Origin of the sequence: Burkholderia sp. Ax-1719 (assembly GCF_011753055.1) — a bacterium.
In the GTDB taxonomy this organism is placed as follows: Bacteria; Pseudomonadota; Gammaproteobacteria; order Burkholderiales; family Burkholderiaceae; genus Paraburkholderia.
On the sequence record NZ_VWWJ01000007.1, the window covers coordinates 227126 to 243509 of the forward strand.

Sequence of the window (16384 nt, forward strand, 5' to 3'; positions counted from 1 at the left end):
CGTTCAACTACGCGGCCGGCCTGGTCGCTGAAATCCAGGCCACGCGAGTGGCGGTTCGCATTTGCCCTTTGCCCACTTCCGAGCGCATCACCTGCTCGAAGATTGCGCGCTCGTCCGCGCTGAATTGTTCGGCCATGCAGGTACGCAGCGTTGGCGCCCACGGAAAAGGCGTACTGTCCAGCAACGCATCCCACGTGTGACTGACCGGCGCGCCGATATCGATATGAAACTCCATATGGATATCGGCGAATCCCGCCTGCATGGCAAAGCTCACGAGATCGCGCTCGCTGAAATTCGTCATGGGCATGCGCGCGGTTTCGATTTCGGTATCGGGAAACTGCGTGCGTTTCCATCGATGCAGCAAGGCAAAGAAGCGGTTCTCCGGCGCGTCGCGCCCGGCTTCCACGAGCTTTCTGAGCGAACAGGTTTCGAAGGCTTCATCGCGACGAATGATCTCCGCCAGCGAAATCCGGCCACCGGGTTTCAGAACGCGGAAAAATTCGCGGAACACGGCAGCCTTTTCCGGCAAATAGCCGATCACGGCGCGTGCCGTCACGGCATCGACCGAGGCATCGGCAATCGCCTCCAACGCTTGAGCGCCACACAGCGAAAACCGACACTGCGATGCCACGCCGCGCTCGCGGGCCTGCTCTTTCGCGTAGTCCAGCAAGCGCGGGGAAACGTCGGTCATATGCACGTGCACCTGTGCGCCCATCCGTTCAATCGCACGCAAGGGCACGGTGCCGTCGCCGCTACCCACGTCGAGCAGCGTCATCCCCGGTTTCAATTGCGCATGATCGAGTAATCGGTCGACATCGCTTTCGATGCTGTCGAGCAATGCACGCCTGACTGCCTGCTCGCCGGAAAAGCGGCTTTCTAATAGCCAGTCCGCCCACAGGTCAGGGGCCGATGCCGTATCGAATGAATTCACAAATGGTTCCGCTTTGAAAATCGGGCGCGCCGCAATCTGCGTGGATTCTCGTCGAGCAACACTTAGGACAACCTTAACCAGCATCACCATTGCAAGCTAAGCGTCAGCTAAGTTTCAAAGCGTAGGCTCACCTGAACAAAAGCAGTTTCAATTCTCAGTCGCCTTCGTCGTGGAGACGGTCATGACATCCGAGTATTCAATGCAATCCGTGAATGGCCAGAACAAAGTGCCGGAAATCACGCTCTCCTTCTGGATTATCAAAATCCTCTCAACCACCGTCGGCGAAACCGGCGCGGACTATCTGGCGGTCAACGCTGGTTGGGGACAAGGCATTACGCGGATCGTCATGGGCGCGCTGCTGTGCGCCATTCTCGCGCTGCAGCTGGGATCGGGACGCTTGCGCCCCTGGCTGTACTGGCTTGCGGTCGTGCTGGTGAGCGTGGTGGGCACGCAGATCACCGACCTCCTCACCGACGGACTGGGCGTCAGCCTCTATCTGAGCACCGCGCTCTTCGCCGCCGCGCTCGCGGCGATCTTTGCGATCTGGTATCGAAGCGAAGGCACGCTGTCGATCCACACCATCGTTACGCGTCGGCGCGAATCGTTTTATTGGGCAGCGATCCTCTGCACCTTCGCTTTGGGAACGGCCGCTGGCGATCTGGCAACGGAAGCCACGGGGCTCGGTTTCGCACGCGGCGTAATTATATTCGGTGTACTGATTGCCGTGACATGGCTGCTGTTTCGTGCCGACGTCAATGCCGTGGTGACCTTCTGGTTTGCCTATGTCCTGACCCGGCCATTTGGCGCAGCACTGGGCGACCTGCTGACTCAGGCACGAACTTACGGCGGTTTGGGCCTCGGAGCGCAATGGACGAGCGCCCTTTTTCTCGCCGCGATCGTCGGCCTGGTCGCCACGGTGGAATTCAATGCACGACCACGTCGTGCCAACTCGCAGACCCCATAACCGGAGCCTCTATGTCGATTCGATCCACTCTGCTGTTATCCGCCTGTGTTACGCTTCTTTTCGCCACCAGCGCGTGTTCTCGATCCACCGATTCCACTACTTCGAATGCAGGCGGCCAGTCAACGCAAACTTCCGTGGCCACTGCAGCCAGTGCGCCTTCACCGCTGGGCGATCTGGGAGCGTTTCGCACAATCGCTGCCGATGTCGCCGCCAAAGTAGAGAGCGGCGATCTGCCGGCCGCAAAAACCCGCATCAAGGATCTGGAGATCGCCTGGGATCAAGCCGAAGCCGGACTCAAGCCGCGCGCGCCCGACGACTGGCATCGCCTGGATAAGGCCATCGACCGGGCACTGGCTGCACTGCGTGCCGCGACGCCGCAACCTGGCGATTGCAAGGATGCCATGCACGCGCTGATGAATACCTTCGATAGTTTGCAGCGCCGCGCGTAGTGCCGCGGGCGCGCACGCCGATCACGGTTTTATGCCTCTGAGCGCGAACGCGCCCGCCACACACGCCAGCATCGTCAATCCTGCGAGCAGGAACGTATCGCTGTAGGCCATCAAAAGCGCTTCGCGGGTCACACGCTGATTGATCAGCGCAAGCGCGGTCTCGTACGCACCGTCAAAACGTCCGCGCGGCAACCCATCCACACGCGGCACATGCAGCCGGGCAATCGCGCGCGCAAGCACGATCATGCGCTCCTGGAATGCTTGCGCATAAGGCGTGACCGCTTCGCCAATGCGCGCCATGTGGAGCTTCTGTCGTTCCACCACGATCTGGCTCACGACCGCGATACCGATCGCGCCACCCACGTTACGCACCATGTTGAACACGCCCGATGCTGAACCCAGTTGCGCCTTGTCGACGCCGCTCACCGCCATCACCGAGAGCGCAATGACCACGAACGACTGGCCGACGCCACGCACGATGAGCGAAGGCACAATCACATTGCGCGCCGAATCGGCGTCGAGGTGAATGTTCATCAGGCACCCCGCCGCGACCAGCAGGAAACCCAGCGCGATCACCATACGCGGACTCGTGCGGCGCATCAGCGGCGGCGTCAGAAACGACATGGCAAATTGCACCAGCCCATAGGGAATCATCACCATGCCGATGTCGCGCGCGCTATAGCCCTGCGCCTGCGCCAGATAATTGGGCACCAGAAACACGACCCCAAACGCCACCGCGCCGAATAGAAACTGCATCAGGCTGGCGATGCCAAAGTTATATCCGGCGAGCAACCGCAGATTGATAAACGGCTGCGCGCGGCGCACTTCGATGACGACGAACGCCACGAGGCCGGCTAGCGCGACGCAGGAAAGCAGCACGATGCTGCTCGACGCGAACCAGTCTTTACGGCCGCCCTCTTCGAGCACGATCTGCAACGCGCTCAAACCCACGGCCATGGTCAGAATGCCTGGCCAGTCCGCGCTACGCAGCTTGCCGGCATCGACGGCAACCGGCCGGATCGCCCACGCAATCGCAGCGATCAGCGCCAGTGCGGGCGGAATCTGCAGATAGAAGATCCAGCGCCACGAATACGTATCCGTAAGCCAGCCGCCCAGCGACGGCCCCGCGGCCTGCGCGACATTGTTGGCGACCGCGAAGAGCGCCATCCCCAGCGGGTGCCGCGACTTCGGCAGTTCGGTTGCGATCAGCTGGAACGACAGCGGTATCAGCACGCCGCCAAACGCGCCCTGCAACGTGCGGGCCACAATCATGGAACCGATTGTGGGAGCCAGCGAGCATGCCAGCGAAAACGCCAGAAAACCCGTCGCGCCCACCAGCAAAACACGCCGCGCGGAGAAGACCTGCACGAGCCAGCCGGTAAGCGGAATGACGACGATTTCGGCGACCAGATAGGCCGTGGTGATCCACGATCCTTCTTCGAAGCTCGCGCCCAGCGAACCGCGTATATCGGGCAGCGACGCATTCGTGACGTGCACGTTCATGCCCGCCATGAAGCAACCGAATACGCCGCCGAGCACGGCCACCCATGAGCGCAGCGATACGGCTTCTTCGTGCGCGTCACGCGACCGGTGAGCCACCGCGCTCATTGCCGCGCCTCCTTGGTATCGACACGCGCGATCACCGACATGCCGGGCCGCAGCACCCCATCGCGCGGCATAGCCTCAAGCGCGATCTTCACCGGCACACGCTGCACGATCTTCGTGAAGTTGCCGGTTGCGTTGTCCGGCGGCAGCAAGGCGAATTCCGCGCCCGAACCCGGCGCGATGCCGCTCACACGGCCGTGCAATACCTGCCCCGCAAAGGTGTCGACGTCCAGTTCGACCGGCTCGCCAGCGCGCATCGCGGCAAGCTGCGTTTCCTTGAAATTGGCCACCACATAGAGCGCGTGTATGGGCACCACGGCGAGCAGCGGCGTGCCCGCCTCCACATACTGCCCCGCGCGCACGCTGCGCTGGCCCACCATGCCGTCTTGCGTCGCGAGAATGCGGGTGTGTTCGAGGTCGAGAGTGGCCAGTGCGAGTTGCGCCTCGGCCGCTGACTCACGCGCATGAGCCGCAGCCGTTGCCGCATCGTTTTGCGCCATCTTCTTGCGCAGCACGCCGCTCTGTTCGCGCTGGGCCTGCGCAGCCGCAACAGCGTGCGCGAGCGCCGCCCGCGCCTTGAGCGCATCCGCGTGGGCCGCTTCCCAATGCTGGCCGCTGGCCGCTTCGTCGGCCAGCAAGGCGTGGTAGCGGTTCGCGTCGGCATCTCGTCGCACCGATTCGGCACGTGCAGCCTCCACATCGGCTTGCGCCTGTGCAATCGTGCTGGCCTGTTGTTCGAGTTGCGCGTCCAGCGTCTGCGCTGCCGCTGCGCTCTCCTGCAAGGCCGCCTGCGCCTCCAGCAAGGCCGCCTGAGCGGCCTGCACTTTCGCGCGGTAATCGCGGTCGTCGAGCGTGGCAAGCACGTCGCCGCGATGCACCGTCTGGTTGTCGTCCACCATGACCTGCGTGACATAACCCGGAATGCGCGGGCTTACGGTGACGACATCGGCGCGCACGTAGGCATCATCCGTCGTTTCGATAAAGCGCCCCACGCGCCACCAGTGCCAGCCCCACGCCGCCGCAGCGAGCAGCACCAGCACACTCCCCGCGACAATCATCGAACGCCGCGCGCGACGCGCGGTCGAGTTCGTCTGAACTTCGGTATCAACAGTCGTACTCATGCAGACAATCTTCTTTTGAAATAGGTAATGAGAGCGGCACGCTCAAGGCTGCCATCCGCCGCCAAGCGCCTTGAACACGGTGACCTGATCCAGCGCGATCTGCTGGGCCGATTGCGCAAGCGCGGCATCGTCAGCGACCAGACTGCGCTCCGCATCAAGCATTCCTAACGAATCGATCGCGCCAGCTCGAAACTCGCGCTCAGCAAGCGCAAACGCACGTGCGTGCCCCGCGCGTGCGGTCGCGAGTGCGTCGTGTTCGCGCGCCGCTGCGCCATAGCGTGCCAGTGCCTGCTCGGTTTCCTGCAAGGCCCGAAGTACCTGCGCATCGAATGCGGCGCGCGCGCCCGCGTCGTCGGCATGCGCTGCGTCCAACTGGGCGCGGCTCGCCGCCAGATTGGGAAAATTCCAGCTGACAAGCGGTCCGACACTCCACGCGATCGCATAGCGGTCGCCGAGCGAAGCCGGGTGGCCCGTGGTCGACAACCCGTTGATCGAGCCGCCAAACGTGATCGACGGATACAGCGCGGCCTGCGCCGCGCCCACGCGAGCGTGGGCCGCCGCCAGCCTGCGTTCGGCCTCGCGAAGATCGGGCCGTCGCCGCAACAGCGCCGCGCCGTCACCCACGGGAAACGGTTGTGCAAGCATCGGCGGCTGATGGCATTCGGCTGCCGCGCGCGGGATATCGGCGGGCGCGCGGCCGAGCAGCACGGCGAGTTCGTAGAGCGCGGCGCGGTGCTCGCCATCGAGTGCCGGAAGGCTCGCGCGCGTGTCGTCGGCGAAGGCCTGGGCGCGCGCAAGTTCCATCGTCGAGACGAGGCCCAGCGCCTGCTGCTTCTGCGTGAGCGTCGCGATGCGCCCCGCAATGGCCACCGAGTGCTGAGCGACGTCCAGGCGCGCGGCATACGCACAGGCGCGGGCATAAGCGCCAGCGGTTTCGGCGGCGACGGTGACGCGCAGCGCATCGGTAGCGGCTTGCTGCGCCTCGGCGTCCGCGTGCGCGGCATCCACGAGATTGCGCACGCGCCCCCAGAAGTCGATCTCCCACGACAGCGCGAAACCCGGCGCCCAACCGAAACGCGACGGCGCGCTGCCCGTGTCGCGCGCGGCAGCCACGATCTGGTCGTTCTGATGCTTGCCGTAATCGACGCCGAACGAGCTTTGCGTCGATGGCAGACGGGCGGCATCGGCCTGCGCCAGCACGGCGCGGGCGCGCGTCACGCGCGCCGCCGCGACAGCAAGGTCGCGATTCTGGGCCAGCGCTTCGCCGATCAGCGCATCCAGCGCCGGGTCCTGGTAAAGCCGCCACCAGTGATCCGGCGGCGCGGCGGACACGACCTGCGGCGTCGAGGCGGCCGCATCGAAAGGCGCATTCTGCGCGGCGCTGGCAACCGGCGAGCGATAGGGTTCGGCAACCGAACAGGCAGCGAGCGTCGCCGCGAAGAGCGCGCTGGAAACGGCAGTAATGCCTCGGGCACGGAGGGAAAAACGGTACGCCGGAGATCCCGGCGACGATTGAAAAAGCGGAGCGACTTGCATCGAGCGTCATGGAATGAATCAGTCAGGCCATGTTATGTTGATGCTCTTTATCTATCGCGCGCGGAATGTGCATTCATCGTCGCAAAATGGACAACATGGATGAGCGCGGTCACGCCAAAACACACATGAACGAATTTTTTCAGGCGCTGGATGCTTCGGAGAAAACCCGGCAGATTGGTGTGCTGGCAACGGACTCCGCGGCGGGTGATGAGTTCGCGCCGCACACGCATGCGCAGGCCCAGATGATCCTGTCCATTGACGGCGTCATGATTGTGCGCACCGACGACGGCAGTTGGGTCGTGCCGCCAAGCCGCGCGGTGTGGCTGCCCGCAGGCACGCGCCATGGCATCGAGATGGCCGGCGACGTGAGCCTGCGCTCCCTGTTCGTCGCCCATGAAGTGCGCCCGAGCCTGCCGCGCGAGTGCCGTGTGATCGGCGTAAGCGGGTTATTGCGCGAACTCATCCTGGCCACCAGCGGCCTGCCCGCCGATTACGACCTGAGTCATCGCACGGGACGCGTGCTGGCCTTGATCCTCGACGAAATCGAAATCGCACCGACGCTCGATCTGCATGTGCCGATGCCGCACCATGCGCAACTGGCCGCGTTGTGCGCGCGGCTGATCCGCGACCCGTCCGAGCCGGTCACGCTCGCCTCCTGGGCGAGCGCGGCGAACATGAACGCCCGCACGCTCGCGCGTATTTTCAGGCGCGAAACCGGTATGACGCCAGGCGCGTGGTGGCGTCATACGCGTCTGCTGCTAAGTCTGCCGCGCCTGGCCGCGGGTGTGTCGATTCTCGAACTGGCGCTGGAGCATGGTTACGACAGTCCTAGCGCATTTGCCGCGATGTTTCGCAAAGTGCTGGGTGTGCCACCCAGCGAATATTTGCGGCAAAAATAATCGGTGTGACGACACACGCAATTTAACGTCAATCATCTAAGGAATTGCGCCTATGCCGATCCTCGGCGATGCGCGATTCAATCCCACGCTATTTTGGCGGAATTCTCCTGGACAATGGCAGCTCAATACGCTGCGCTCACGTTGCCAATGAAATAAGCTAGCTGCGGAAAACGTACGTCTCGATGCGGCCTCGCAGAATGCTCCAGTAAAGTCGAGCGCCCTCGATAATCGAATACGAATACACCGGAAAATACGGCACACGCGCAGCACAAGCAATCCTCAGAACGATGAAAAAAAGGAGGCAGACAGCACTAGCCAGGAAAGGCAGCCGAACACCGGACAAACTCCTTGCCTTTCATGATGCCCGGTTATCAGACCATCGAACAACGACCTAAAGGAACTGACGGATAGCGTGTGGGAGCGTCGTGCATCGGGCAGGGAATCCGCGGGGAACGTTTGCACGGAGCCGATGCCGGGAGAATAGGAGTAACGCTGCTGTATCCGCACGGTGCTTGCCGTTGGCGCCGACAATGCGAGTCATTAGTGAAACGCGACAATAACTTTTCCTCACTCGGCAAGCGTGCGAAGACGTGCGAGATTTTTTCGCCAGCAACGATTGCACCGTTTTCGCCCCAGTCGGCCAGCGCCGCCCTTTCGATATTCCACGAACCCTGGTGGCTAGACATCGCTACGCAAGGGAGCTGGAAACTCGCCACGGTGAATCGCAACAATCAGATCATCGGAGAGATGCCTTATACACCGACGCGTCTGCGTCTGTGGCGCGTTGCTCATCTGCCGCCGCTCACGCGCACGCTCGGTCCCGTGATCAAGCCGGTGATGGGGAGCATCGCGTCTCAACGACATCATCGCCTCGATGTCACTGCGAAGCTGATCGAGCAGCTGCCCGACTGCGACAGTTTTTTCCAGGTATTCGACCCGCGCATCGACGATGCGATCGCCTTTGCGCTAAAAGGCTATTCGGTGTCGGCGCGCTACACGTTTCAGATCGACGCGAACTGCTCGACCGACGAGGCATGGGCGAATCTCGATACCAAAACCCGCAATGTGATTCGTAGCGCTGACCGCAATCTGACGATCGCGCCAATTGCTACGCCGGGCGAATTCACCCAGTTTTACGAAGCCAACCTGGCCTCTCGCTCGCGCACCAATGCCTACTCGTCCGAAATCATGCGCCAGCTAGTCAAAGCGTTCGTCGAGCGCAAGTCGGGCACCCTGCTCGGTGCGTATGGAACGGGTGGCCGGCTGGTCGCGGCGATTGGCCTGGTATGGGACCGTCACGCGGCCTACTATCTGCTGTCCTCGCGGGTGCAAGACGCCCACTGCGGCTCGATCAGTCTGTTGCTGTGGACCGGTATCCAACGCGCCCTGGCGAGCAAGCTCACGTTCGATTTCGACGGTTTCGCGAGCCCTTCGACATTTCATTTCCTAAGCGCCTTCGGTGCGACCTTGCGCCAGCGCCTGGCCGTCGAACGGCTTGGCACCGGCTACTCGCTAGCGCGCGCGCTCAAACGACGGATTGCGCCGAGCACGGAGTTCGCGCCCACGCTTTGAATGCATAATCGCTTTCGATTAGTTTTCAATTGTGCGGCAGGCGGCCGGTGCTCCGCTCGCTGATTGATGGCATGCGATCATTGGCTTTCTGCCTCCAGTCGAAATCCAATGAGCACATTTCCCACCCTCTCAACTTCGCGGCTGTCATTGCGGGAGATTTTGCCCGGCGATGCACCGTCCTTGTTTGCGATTCATCGTGATGCAGAAGGCATGCGCTGGTTCGGCAACGATCCAATGACCGATATTGCGCAGGCCGAGAAGCTAATTCAGCTATTCGCCGACTGGCAGCGCAATCAAACAGGCTTTCGCTGGGCCATCGAGAGGCTTTCGGATGGGAGTTTCCTCGGTACATGCGGCCTCTTCCGCTGGAATCGAAACTGGCATAGCTGCGTTGTCGGCTATGAACTGGCTCCGTCTGCGCGTGGCGAAGGCTATATGAATGAAGCGCTTTCCGCTGCGATCAATTACGGTTTCAAAACGATGCAGATAAACCGCATAGAGGCCCAGGTCCACACTCAAAACGCACCTTCGATACATACGTTGGAGACGCTGGGCTTTCTGCGTGAAGGGTATCAGCGCCAGGGTGGGTACTGGGGGGACACCTATCACGATCTTCTGCAGTTCGCGTTGCTTAGGAGCGAATTTCGACACGGTTTGTGACGATCGTATCAGGGGAAATCGTCTGGCGCGATGAACGGTCGCTTTAGCGCAAAGCAGATGGTGAAAGCAGTCGGCCGGGTTGTCACGACTGGTACGGCTACAGTACCCGCCGGATCAGCCTAGTTGATTTTGAGAACGTTTGGTTCTAATATCGACTTCATGACGACCTTCAACGATTCCCGCACCAGCAGTCGCTCGCGTCCCACGGAACGCGGCCGGCCGCGCGAATTTGACGTCGATCAGGTGATCGATGCTGCGGCCCGCGTGTTCTGGGAGCATGGTTACAACGCGACGCCAATCGACGCGTTATGCGATGCAACCGGCGTATTTCGCGGCAGCCTGTACCGGACTTTCGGCGACAAACATGGTTTGCTGGTTGCAGCCTTCGATCGGTACGCTGAAGGCGCCATCGCGCGGCTGAAGGAGCGGCTGGCCGCCGACCTGTCGCCAGCCGACGCATTACGCGCGGCGCTGATGCATTACACGCGGGTCAGCGCAAATTTGCTGGAAAAACATGGTTGTTTCATCACCAACGCCGCCATCGAATTGTTGCCGGACGATCAGGACATGCGCGCGCAGATCGAAACAGCGCTACATCGCATTGCGACGCAGTTCAGTCTGGCGATTGCGCGCGGCCAGCAGGCGGGCCAATTCGATCGGAGCCTGGATGCCGAGGAAGTCGGACGATTTCTGCTGTGCGTCGTTCAGGGAATGCGTGTGCTCGGCAAGATCGATATGGATGAAGCCGCGCTGGCGTCGATCGTGGAGATGACAATGCGCGCGCTGGTCTGAGAGGCGCGTTTTATCGGCCTAAGTGCGCGATTTCATGGGTGTCGGCGATTGCCGGCATTTTTTCAAACCAATTTGAGAACATTCAGTCATGAAATCAGAGTTCATCTCATCCGCGCCGTCGATGCATTACTGGAAGGGTGTCGGATTGTGCCTCACAGCGACCGTATTGATGGGGGCAATGTTTCCCGTAATGAGCGCCGCGCTGACGAAGGTCGATCCGTTCACGTTCACATCGCTGCGCTATCTGATTGCCGGGATCGCGTTCGCGACGCTGCTGCGGCAACGCGAAGGGCCCGGTGCATTCTCGGCAAACGGCCACTCGATCAGGACTGCCTGGTTACTTGGATCGGTTGGCTTTTGCGGCTTCGGCTCGTTCGTGTTTCTTGGGCAGCAGTTGGCGGGACCGGACGGTGCTCTCGATGCGTCGATCATGATGGCGACACAGCCGATGATGGGCTTGCTGCTCGGCGCGTGGCTACGCCGCAGTGTGCCGCCCCTTCTATCGCTTATGTTTGTCGCGCTATCGTTTGTCGGGGTGTCGCTGGTCATCACGCGCGGTGATCTGGCGGCCGCGATCCACGGCCCCCAGCACTATGCGGCTAGCGGGCTGATCCTGATCGGCGCATTGTGCTGGGTGGTGTACACCTTCGGCTCCGCCAGGTTCACGCGCTGGTCAGCCCTGAAATACACGACCATGACGACGTGGTTAGGCCTGAGCACGATCATCGCCGTCAACGCGATCCTGATTGCGCTGCACGCGGTGCCTGTGCCCACGTTATCGGCGTTGTACTCGATTGCACCGCATCTGCTTTATATGGGTCCCATCGCCGGCTTCGGTGCGATCCTGCTGTGGGTCTCGGGAAATCGGGCGCTCGGTCCAACGAATGGCGTCCTGTTTATGGATGTGGTGCCAGTCACCGCTTTTGTGGTGTCCGCGCTAACGGGTGTCGTGCCGATGCCAGCGCAAATTGCCGGGGCCACGCTGACCGCCTCCGCGCTGGTCATCAACAATCTGTATTTGCGCCGCCGTTCGTTGAATTTAGCGGTGCGAGCCGCGGCATGATGGCATGCAATGCTGGAGAATTGCCGCACGCTGGCGATGCGAACATATTCGCGGCAACACAGGCGCTCACCTTCGCAAGCTGATTGACAGCTGATCTTCGCACATCCTCCACAACTCCTTCACACAATTCTGAAAGCAATCGTGCATAGTTCGCGTGATCGACATTACGCGAAGGAAATCAGCATGCGCTTCGAAAAGCGTGGGGCCATCGTCGACGCGCAGCGCTGGCTGGCAGCGTCGGCCCATCCACGCGTCGAACGCGACGCCGAGCGATGGGTAATCGCCACACCCGAAGGTTGGCGCGAAGTCAATGACGGCGACTGGATCGTGACCGATGAAACCGGCAACGCGTGGCCAATGAACGATCACCTTTTCCGATCGCTGTACGTTCCCGCCGGCGAGTGATGCTGTAAAGACATCGCCGCGCTTCAACGTTTCGCCATCTATATCCCTTCGAAGTCATTTCACCTCGCTTTCAACGGAAATACCGCGGAAAGCGCACTGAATGCAGCTCGGGTAAAAAGGGCCATTTTTTATCGCCATGCAATTGACGCGCGTGCCCTGCGCCTCTACGCTTGCGCGCTGATGGTTCCCGGCGACGGGATCAAAAGGGAACGCAGTAGTGACGTCCGTGCTGACGCCCGAGCGTCGAGTCTGCGGCTGCCCCCGCAACTGTGAGCGGCGAGTCCATGTCATTCAGGGCCACTGGGAAACCGGGAAGGCCGGCATCGGACCTTGACCCGCGAGCCAGGAGACCTGCCATCGACCGAGGTCCATGCAGCCGCAACGGGCGGGGTGTCCCAATGCGCAAGCCACCGCTTGTTACGGCGGCCCGTTGCAGGACAGCCCCGACCTCAGGATCTGTCACATGTCCATCGCTCTTGAAACGGCCACCGCGCCGGGAGCCCTTCGTCGCCGAGTAATCGGCATCTACACCGTTCTCGCAGTCTTCAATATCGGCGCCTGGATCTGGGCGTTCATCGCATTCCACGCGCAACCGCTGCTGCTCGGCACAGGGCTGCTGGCTTATGGCTTTGGCCTGCGCCATGCCGTCGATGCCGACCACATCGCCGCAATCGACAACGTCACGCGCAAGCTGATGCAGGACGGTCAGCGCCCGGTTTCCGTGGGCTTCTTTTTCGCGCTTGGCCACTCCGCCGTGGTGCTGCTGGTCGCGATTGCCGTTGCCGCGACGGCGGCGGCGCTGGAAAGCCGCGTCGAGGCTTGGAAGGACATCGGCGGCGTCATCTCGACGAGCGTCTCCGCGCTGTTCCTGTTTCTGATTGCCGCGATGAACATCATCATTCTGCGCGGCGTGTGGCGCGCGTTCGGCAAGGTCCGTCGTGGCGAACCCTACGACAGCGACGATCTCGATCTGCTGCTGAACAATCGCGGTCTGCTTGCGCGCCTGTTCCGTCCGCTGTTTCGCCTGGTGTCGAATCCGCTGTGGATGCTGCCGCTGGGCTTTCTGTTCGGCCTTGGCTTCGATACCGCGACGGAAGTCAGCCTGCTTGGCATTTCCGCATCGCAAGCGGCGCAGGGCGTGTCGATGGGCGTCGTGCTGGTGTTCCCGGTGCTGTTCGCGGCCGGCATGTCGCTGGTGGATACCACCGATGGCATTCTGATGCTCGGCGCGTATGACTGGGCTTTCGTGCGCCCTATCCGCAAGCTCTATTACAACCTCACGATTACGCTCGTTTCGGTGGCGGTTGCGGTATTGATCGGCGGGATCGAAACACTCGGCTTGCTCGCCGATCAGTTCAATCTCAAGGGCGGCTTCTGGGATCTGATCGGCACGTTGAACGACAACTTCAACAATCTGGGCTTCATCATCATCGGTGTGTTTATCTTTGCCTGGGTCGCCTCGTTCCTGATCTATCGCGCGAAGGGCTATGACAACCTGCCGACGTTCGAGTCCGGCAAATAACCTGCCTCTGCAAGCACGCGCGCGCGTGATGCTCCGTTATGCGCCGTTATGCGCCGTTACGCTTCGACATCGCGAATCAGTTTATCGAGCAGACGGTCGAGTTGCTCGCGCTCGCGCACGCTCAACGCCTTCAAGGCGTCCTGCTCGTTGGCAATATGATGCGGAAGGATTTCGTCGATCAGATCGAAACCCTTCTGCGTCAAACAGACATCCACGCTGCGCCTGTCCTTCGCGGACGCGCGACGTTCGATCAGCCCCGAGCGTTCGAGCCGGTCAAGCCGGCTCGTCATCGCGCCTGAAGACAGCATCAGCGCTTCGTAGAGTTCGGTGGGCGTGAGCTGGTACGGCTCGCCTGCGCGGCGCAACGCCGCAATCACATCGAACTCCCCGGTTTGCAAGCCGAATTGCGCCGCCAGCGGCATCAGCCGCGTGCGCTCGATCAGATGTGTGGCCTCCAGCAGGCGACCGACCGTCGCCATGACATCTGCGTCGATGTCCGGTCTTTCCCTGCGCCACTGCTCCGCCGCGCGTCTGGCTCGTCCCATCTCAATCACTCCCGTGCAATTTTCTTGACGTCAAGATATCAGCTTGCGTCTGAGTTGTAACCAGGCTAGTTTACTCGATATCAAGATACTTGATGTCGAACGAATATGAGCCAAACTGAAGTTGCGAAAGAACCGATGTTGGTAGCAGGCGCAATCGTTGCGCTTGCATTGAATCTGCGGCCAACGATGGCGGCGGTCGGCCCTCTGCTAGACGGCATCATGGCCGCAACGGGACTCGACCACGCGGGCGCCGGCATGCTCACGGCGCTGCCAGTCGGCGTCATGGGCCTAGGGGCGCTGCTCAGCGGGCCGCTGCAACGAAGCGGGAGCCAACGCGCCTTTGTGGGTGTCGGGATCGCCCTGATTGCCGCCGCGTGCGCCGCGCGCGCCTTCGAACAAGGCGCAATGGCCATGCTGATTACCGCGTTGCTCGCCGGTGCCGGCATCGCGCTGATCCAGGCTTTGATGCCGGCGTTCATCAAACGCGTCTACGGGGCGCGAGCGGGCGCGATGATGGGGCTGTACACCACCGCAATCATGGGCGGAGCCGCTGCCGCTGCCGCGCTCGCGGCGCCGCTTGCGCAAGTCTGGGGATGGTCCGGCGCGCTGGCCGTCTGGGCGCTTCCGGCCTTATTCGCATGCGTTCTCTGGCTCGCGGCGACGCGTCGATTCGACGTTTCGCGCACGCCAATCACTGCCGTAGCGCGCGCGGCCCAATCGCATTACGCGCCCTGGAAACAGTGGCGCGCGTGGGAATTGATGCTGTTCTTTGGTGTGGGCACCGGCGCTTACACGCTCGTCCTAGCGTGGTTGCCGCCGTTCTACACGCAACTCGGCTGGAGTCGCGCCGATGCGGGCTATCTTCTCGCAGGCGTCACGGTTGCCGAAGTTGTCGCCGGTCTCACGGTATCGGCCTCGATTGCGCGCATGCCAGACCGGCGCAAACCGCTGCTCGTTGCGCTCGCCCTGCTGATCGGCGGTCTTGCCTGTTTGTTGAGCGCGCCGCTTGCACTCGCGGCCATCGCATGTGTGTTGCTCGGTCTGGGAATTGGTGCGCTGTTTCCGCTCTCGTTGATCGTCGCACTCGACCATAGCGATAACCCGACGCGCGCTGGCGAACTGGTGGCCTTCGTGCAGGGCGGCGGCTATCTGATCGCGAGTCTCATGCCCCTGCTCGCCGGTGCGTTGCGCGATCGTTTCGCGGATCTCACGCACGCGTGGGCGATCATGCTTGCGGGCGCGTTTCTGCTTTGCCTGCTCTGTACGCGCTTTTCGCCGCGCTCGTATGCGCGTTTTTCCGCCAATCACGCTTGATAAGAGACCTGCGGCGGTGCTTTTCATCTGGACTGCGAAACTCCTTCATGGTGAATCAGCAGTCCAGATCAAATTGGCCTAGCTCAGCGCATAGCGGGGAGCGGCTTTCGCGTTGGCGAACTTCGGAGCCAGCGCGCGTCGCTGCGCTTCCCACTGCGTCCAGCCATCGCCATCATGCAGCGTCGGGATCGTCACGAGTTCGCCCTGATCGAGGCCCGCGAGCGCGGCGTCCACCAGATCGTCAGCCGTCATGGTGCTGGCCGCCTCTTTCTGCTTCGCGTAGCCGGCGACATCCCAGAACTCCGTTGCTGTCGCGGCAGGCAACACGGTCTGTACGCGCACGCCCTTATCGGCCAGATCGCGCTGGAGCGCATGACCGAAGCTGAGCACGTACGATTTCGACGCGCTATACACGCCGTTCAATAGCTCCACGGCAATCCCCACCACCGACCCGATATTGACGATGGTGCCGCCCTTTCGGCCGACAAACGCGGGCGCGACCGCGTAAGTCAGGCGCGTCAGCGCGTTGATGTTCAGGTTGATCATCGCCTCCATGGTGTCGACGTTGCTATCAAGCACCGAAGCAACCGAGCCGACGCCCGCGTTATTCACCAGCATCGTGATGCGCGGGTTCTCGCGAAGAATCGTTTCGATTTTCGCAAGCGCGGCCTTGTCGTTGAGATCGGCGCACACCGTCTCCACCGTGCGGCCGGTTTTCGCAGCTATGCGAGTGGCGAGTGCCGTCAGGCGCGCCTCGTTACGCGCCACCAGAATGAGGTCGTAGCCACGCTTCGCGAGACGGTCCGCGTACACAGCGCCGATGCCCGCCGATGCGCCAGTAATCAGTGCGATGCCTTGAGTGGGTTGGGTTTGAGCAGTCATGTCTTGTCCTTTCGGTTGACTGAACCGGCAGGACGCCGGTTCGTTGAAGGCATTCTGACCGCACCCGCACACATCCTCAATGTCATAGATGCAATGATTCCGGCCACACGACCTGCCTCTGCAG

At 61.9% G+C, this 16384-nt stretch carries 16 protein-coding genes and 1 riboswitch; of the genes, 10 read left to right on the forward strand and 6 right to left on the reverse strand.

What is annotated here, in order from left to right:
* Positions 1-7 precede the first annotated feature (7 nt).
* On the reverse strand, positions 8-931 hold the full coding sequence (locus tag F3J17_RS16045) for a class I SAM-dependent methyltransferase (protein WP_167060285.1): 924 nt from the start codon (positions 929-931) through the stop codon (positions 8-10).
* 181 nt (positions 932-1112) lie between these two features.
* On the opposite strand from F3J17_RS16045, the gene F3J17_RS16050 reads away from it, so the two are divergent.
* Both F3J17_RS16050 and F3J17_RS16055 read left to right on the forward strand, forming a co-directional pair.
* The gene (locus F3J17_RS16050) at positions 1113-1895 is read left to right on the forward strand and encodes a hypothetical protein (protein WP_205194808.1); all 783 of its coding nucleotides are present in this window, start codon (positions 1113-1115) and stop codon (positions 1893-1895) included.
* Positions 1896-1906: 11 nt separating this feature from the next.
* Positions 1907-2344, forward strand: a complete 438-nt coding sequence (locus F3J17_RS16055; protein ID WP_167060288.1) for a hypothetical protein — start codon at positions 1907-1909, stop codon at positions 2342-2344.
* 21 nt (positions 2345-2365) lie between these two features.
* On the opposite strand, the gene F3J17_RS16060 is transcribed toward F3J17_RS16055, so the two are convergent.
* The 3 genes from F3J17_RS16060 to F3J17_RS16070 are packed head-to-tail and all read right to left on the reverse strand — an operon-like array spanning position 2366 to position 6606.
* On the reverse strand, positions 2366-3952 hold the full coding sequence (locus F3J17_RS16060) for an MDR family MFS transporter (RefSeq protein WP_167060291.1): 1587 nt from the start codon (positions 3950-3952) through the stop codon (positions 2366-2368).
* Positions 3949-5070: an HlyD family secretion protein gene (locus tag F3J17_RS16065; protein WP_167060294.1), complete on the reverse strand. Its 1122-nt coding sequence runs from the start codon at positions 5068-5070 to the stop codon at positions 3949-3951. Before F3J17_RS16065 ends, F3J17_RS16060 begins: the two co-directional genes overlap by 4 nt.
* Before the next feature lie 42 nt (positions 5071-5112).
* Positions 5113-6606, reverse strand: coding sequence for a TolC family protein (locus F3J17_RS16070; RefSeq protein WP_167060297.1), 1494 nt, complete (start codon positions 6604-6606; stop codon positions 5113-5115).
* 125 nt (positions 6607-6731) lie between these two features.
* Between F3J17_RS16070 and F3J17_RS16075 the strand changes: the two genes are divergently transcribed.
* The 7 genes from F3J17_RS16075 to F3J17_RS16105 all read left to right on the forward strand — a co-directional run bounded on the left by F3J17_RS16075 (position 6732) and on the right by F3J17_RS16105 (position 13519).
* Entirely contained in the window at positions 6732-7505 is a 774-nt protein-coding gene (locus F3J17_RS16075; RefSeq protein WP_167060300.1) for a helix-turn-helix transcriptional regulator, read from the forward strand.
* Positions 7506-7919: 414 nt separating this feature from the next.
* The gene (locus F3J17_RS16080) at positions 7920-9077 is read left to right on the forward strand and encodes a GNAT family N-acetyltransferase (protein ID WP_345891208.1); all 1158 of its coding nucleotides are present in this window, start codon (positions 7920-7922) and stop codon (positions 9075-9077) included.
* Positions 9078-9185: 108 nt separating this feature from the next.
* Positions 9186-9737 (forward strand): GNAT family protein, encoded by a 552-nt coding sequence (locus tag F3J17_RS16085; RefSeq protein WP_167060303.1) that lies wholly within the window; start codon positions 9186-9188, stop codon positions 9735-9737.
* A gap of 159 nt (positions 9738-9896) precedes the next feature.
* On the forward strand, positions 9897-10529 hold the full coding sequence (locus F3J17_RS16090; RefSeq protein WP_167060306.1) for a TetR/AcrR family transcriptional regulator: 633 nt from the start codon (positions 9897-9899) through the stop codon (positions 10527-10529).
* Between the two features lie 88 nt (positions 10530-10617).
* The gene (locus tag F3J17_RS16095; protein WP_167060309.1) at positions 10618-11592 is read left to right on the forward strand and encodes a DMT family transporter; all 975 of its coding nucleotides are present in this window, start codon (positions 10618-10620) and stop codon (positions 11590-11592) included.
* A gap of 183 nt (positions 11593-11775) precedes the next feature.
* Positions 11776-11997, forward strand: coding sequence for a hypothetical protein (locus tag F3J17_RS16100; RefSeq protein WP_167060312.1), 222 nt, complete (start codon positions 11776-11778; stop codon positions 11995-11997).
* A 164-nt stretch (positions 11998-12161) separates the two neighbouring features.
* A riboswitch (cobalamin riboswitch) is annotated at positions 12162-12371 on the forward strand.
* 89 nt (positions 12372-12460) lie between these two features.
* Complete coding sequence (locus F3J17_RS16105; RefSeq protein ID WP_167060314.1) at positions 12461-13519, forward strand: HoxN/HupN/NixA family nickel/cobalt transporter; 1059 nt, start codon at positions 12461-12463, stop codon at positions 13517-13519.
* Positions 13520-13575: 56 nt separating this feature from the next.
* Here the strand turns inward: F3J17_RS16105 and F3J17_RS16110 are convergent, their stop codons facing one another.
* Entirely contained in the window at positions 13576-14064 is a 489-nt protein-coding gene (locus tag F3J17_RS16110) for a MarR family transcriptional regulator (RefSeq protein ID WP_167060317.1), read from the reverse strand.
* Positions 14065-14169: 105 nt separating this feature from the next.
* Here F3J17_RS16110 and F3J17_RS16115 point away from each other — a divergent pair, with 105 nt between their 5' ends.
* Positions 14170-15378 (forward strand): MFS transporter, encoded by a 1209-nt coding sequence (locus tag F3J17_RS16115; RefSeq protein ID WP_167060320.1) that lies wholly within the window; start codon positions 14170-14172, stop codon positions 15376-15378.
* A gap of 78 nt (positions 15379-15456) precedes the next feature.
* Here F3J17_RS16115 and F3J17_RS16120 read toward each other — a convergent pair whose 3' ends face one another.
* Positions 15457-16260 (reverse strand): SDR family oxidoreductase, encoded by an 804-nt coding sequence (locus F3J17_RS16120; protein WP_167060323.1) that lies wholly within the window; start codon positions 16258-16260, stop codon positions 15457-15459.
* Positions 16261-16384: the final 124 nt, after the last annotated feature.

Bases quoted from the DNA above. Each gene is read 5' to 3' on its own strand.
- F3J17_RS16100 (WP_167060312.1), top strand. From the start codon at position 11,776: ATGCGCTTCGAAAAGCGTGGGGCCATCGTCGACGCGCAGCGCTGGCTG.
- F3J17_RS16075 (WP_167060300.1), top strand. From the start codon at position 6,732: ATGAACGAATTTTTTCAGGCGCTGGATGCTTCGGAGAAAACCCGGCAG.
- F3J17_RS16110 (WP_167060317.1), bottom strand. From the start codon at position 14,064: ATGGGACGAGCCAGACGCGCGGCGGAGCAGTGGCGCAGGGAAAGACCG.
- F3J17_RS16090 (WP_167060306.1), top strand. From the start codon at position 9,897: ATGACGACCTTCAACGATTCCCGCACCAGCAGTCGCTCGCGTCCCACG.
- F3J17_RS16050 (WP_205194808.1), top strand. From the start codon at position 1,113: ATGACATCCGAGTATTCAATGCAATCCGTGAATGGCCAGAACAAAGTG.
- F3J17_RS16065 (WP_167060294.1), bottom strand. From the start codon at position 5,070: ATGAGTACGACTGTTGATACCGAAGTTCAGACGAACTCGACCGCGCGT.
- F3J17_RS16055 (WP_167060288.1), top strand. From the start codon at position 1,907: ATGTCGATTCGATCCACTCTGCTGTTATCCGCCTGTGTTACGCTTCTT.
- F3J17_RS16060 (WP_167060291.1), bottom strand. From the start codon at position 3,952: ATGAGCGCGGTGGCTCACCGGTCGCGTGACGCGCACGAAGAAGCCGTA.
- F3J17_RS16095 (WP_167060309.1), top strand. From the start codon at position 10,618: ATGAAATCAGAGTTCATCTCATCCGCGCCGTCGATGCATTACTGGAAG.
- F3J17_RS16105 (WP_167060314.1), top strand. From the start codon at position 12,461: ATGTCCATCGCTCTTGAAACGGCCACCGCGCCGGGAGCCCTTCGTCGC.
- F3J17_RS16120 (WP_167060323.1), bottom strand. From the start codon at position 16,260: ATGACTGCTCAAACCCAACCCACTCAAGGCATCGCACTGATTACTGGC.
- F3J17_RS16070 (WP_167060297.1), bottom strand. From the start codon at position 6,606: ATGCAAGTCGCTCCGCTTTTTCAATCGTCGCCGGGATCTCCGGCGTAC.
- F3J17_RS16115 (WP_167060320.1), top strand. From the start codon at position 14,170: ATGAGCCAAACTGAAGTTGCGAAAGAACCGATGTTGGTAGCAGGCGCA.
- F3J17_RS16085 (WP_167060303.1), top strand. From the start codon at position 9,186: ATGAGCACATTTCCCACCCTCTCAACTTCGCGGCTGTCATTGCGGGAG.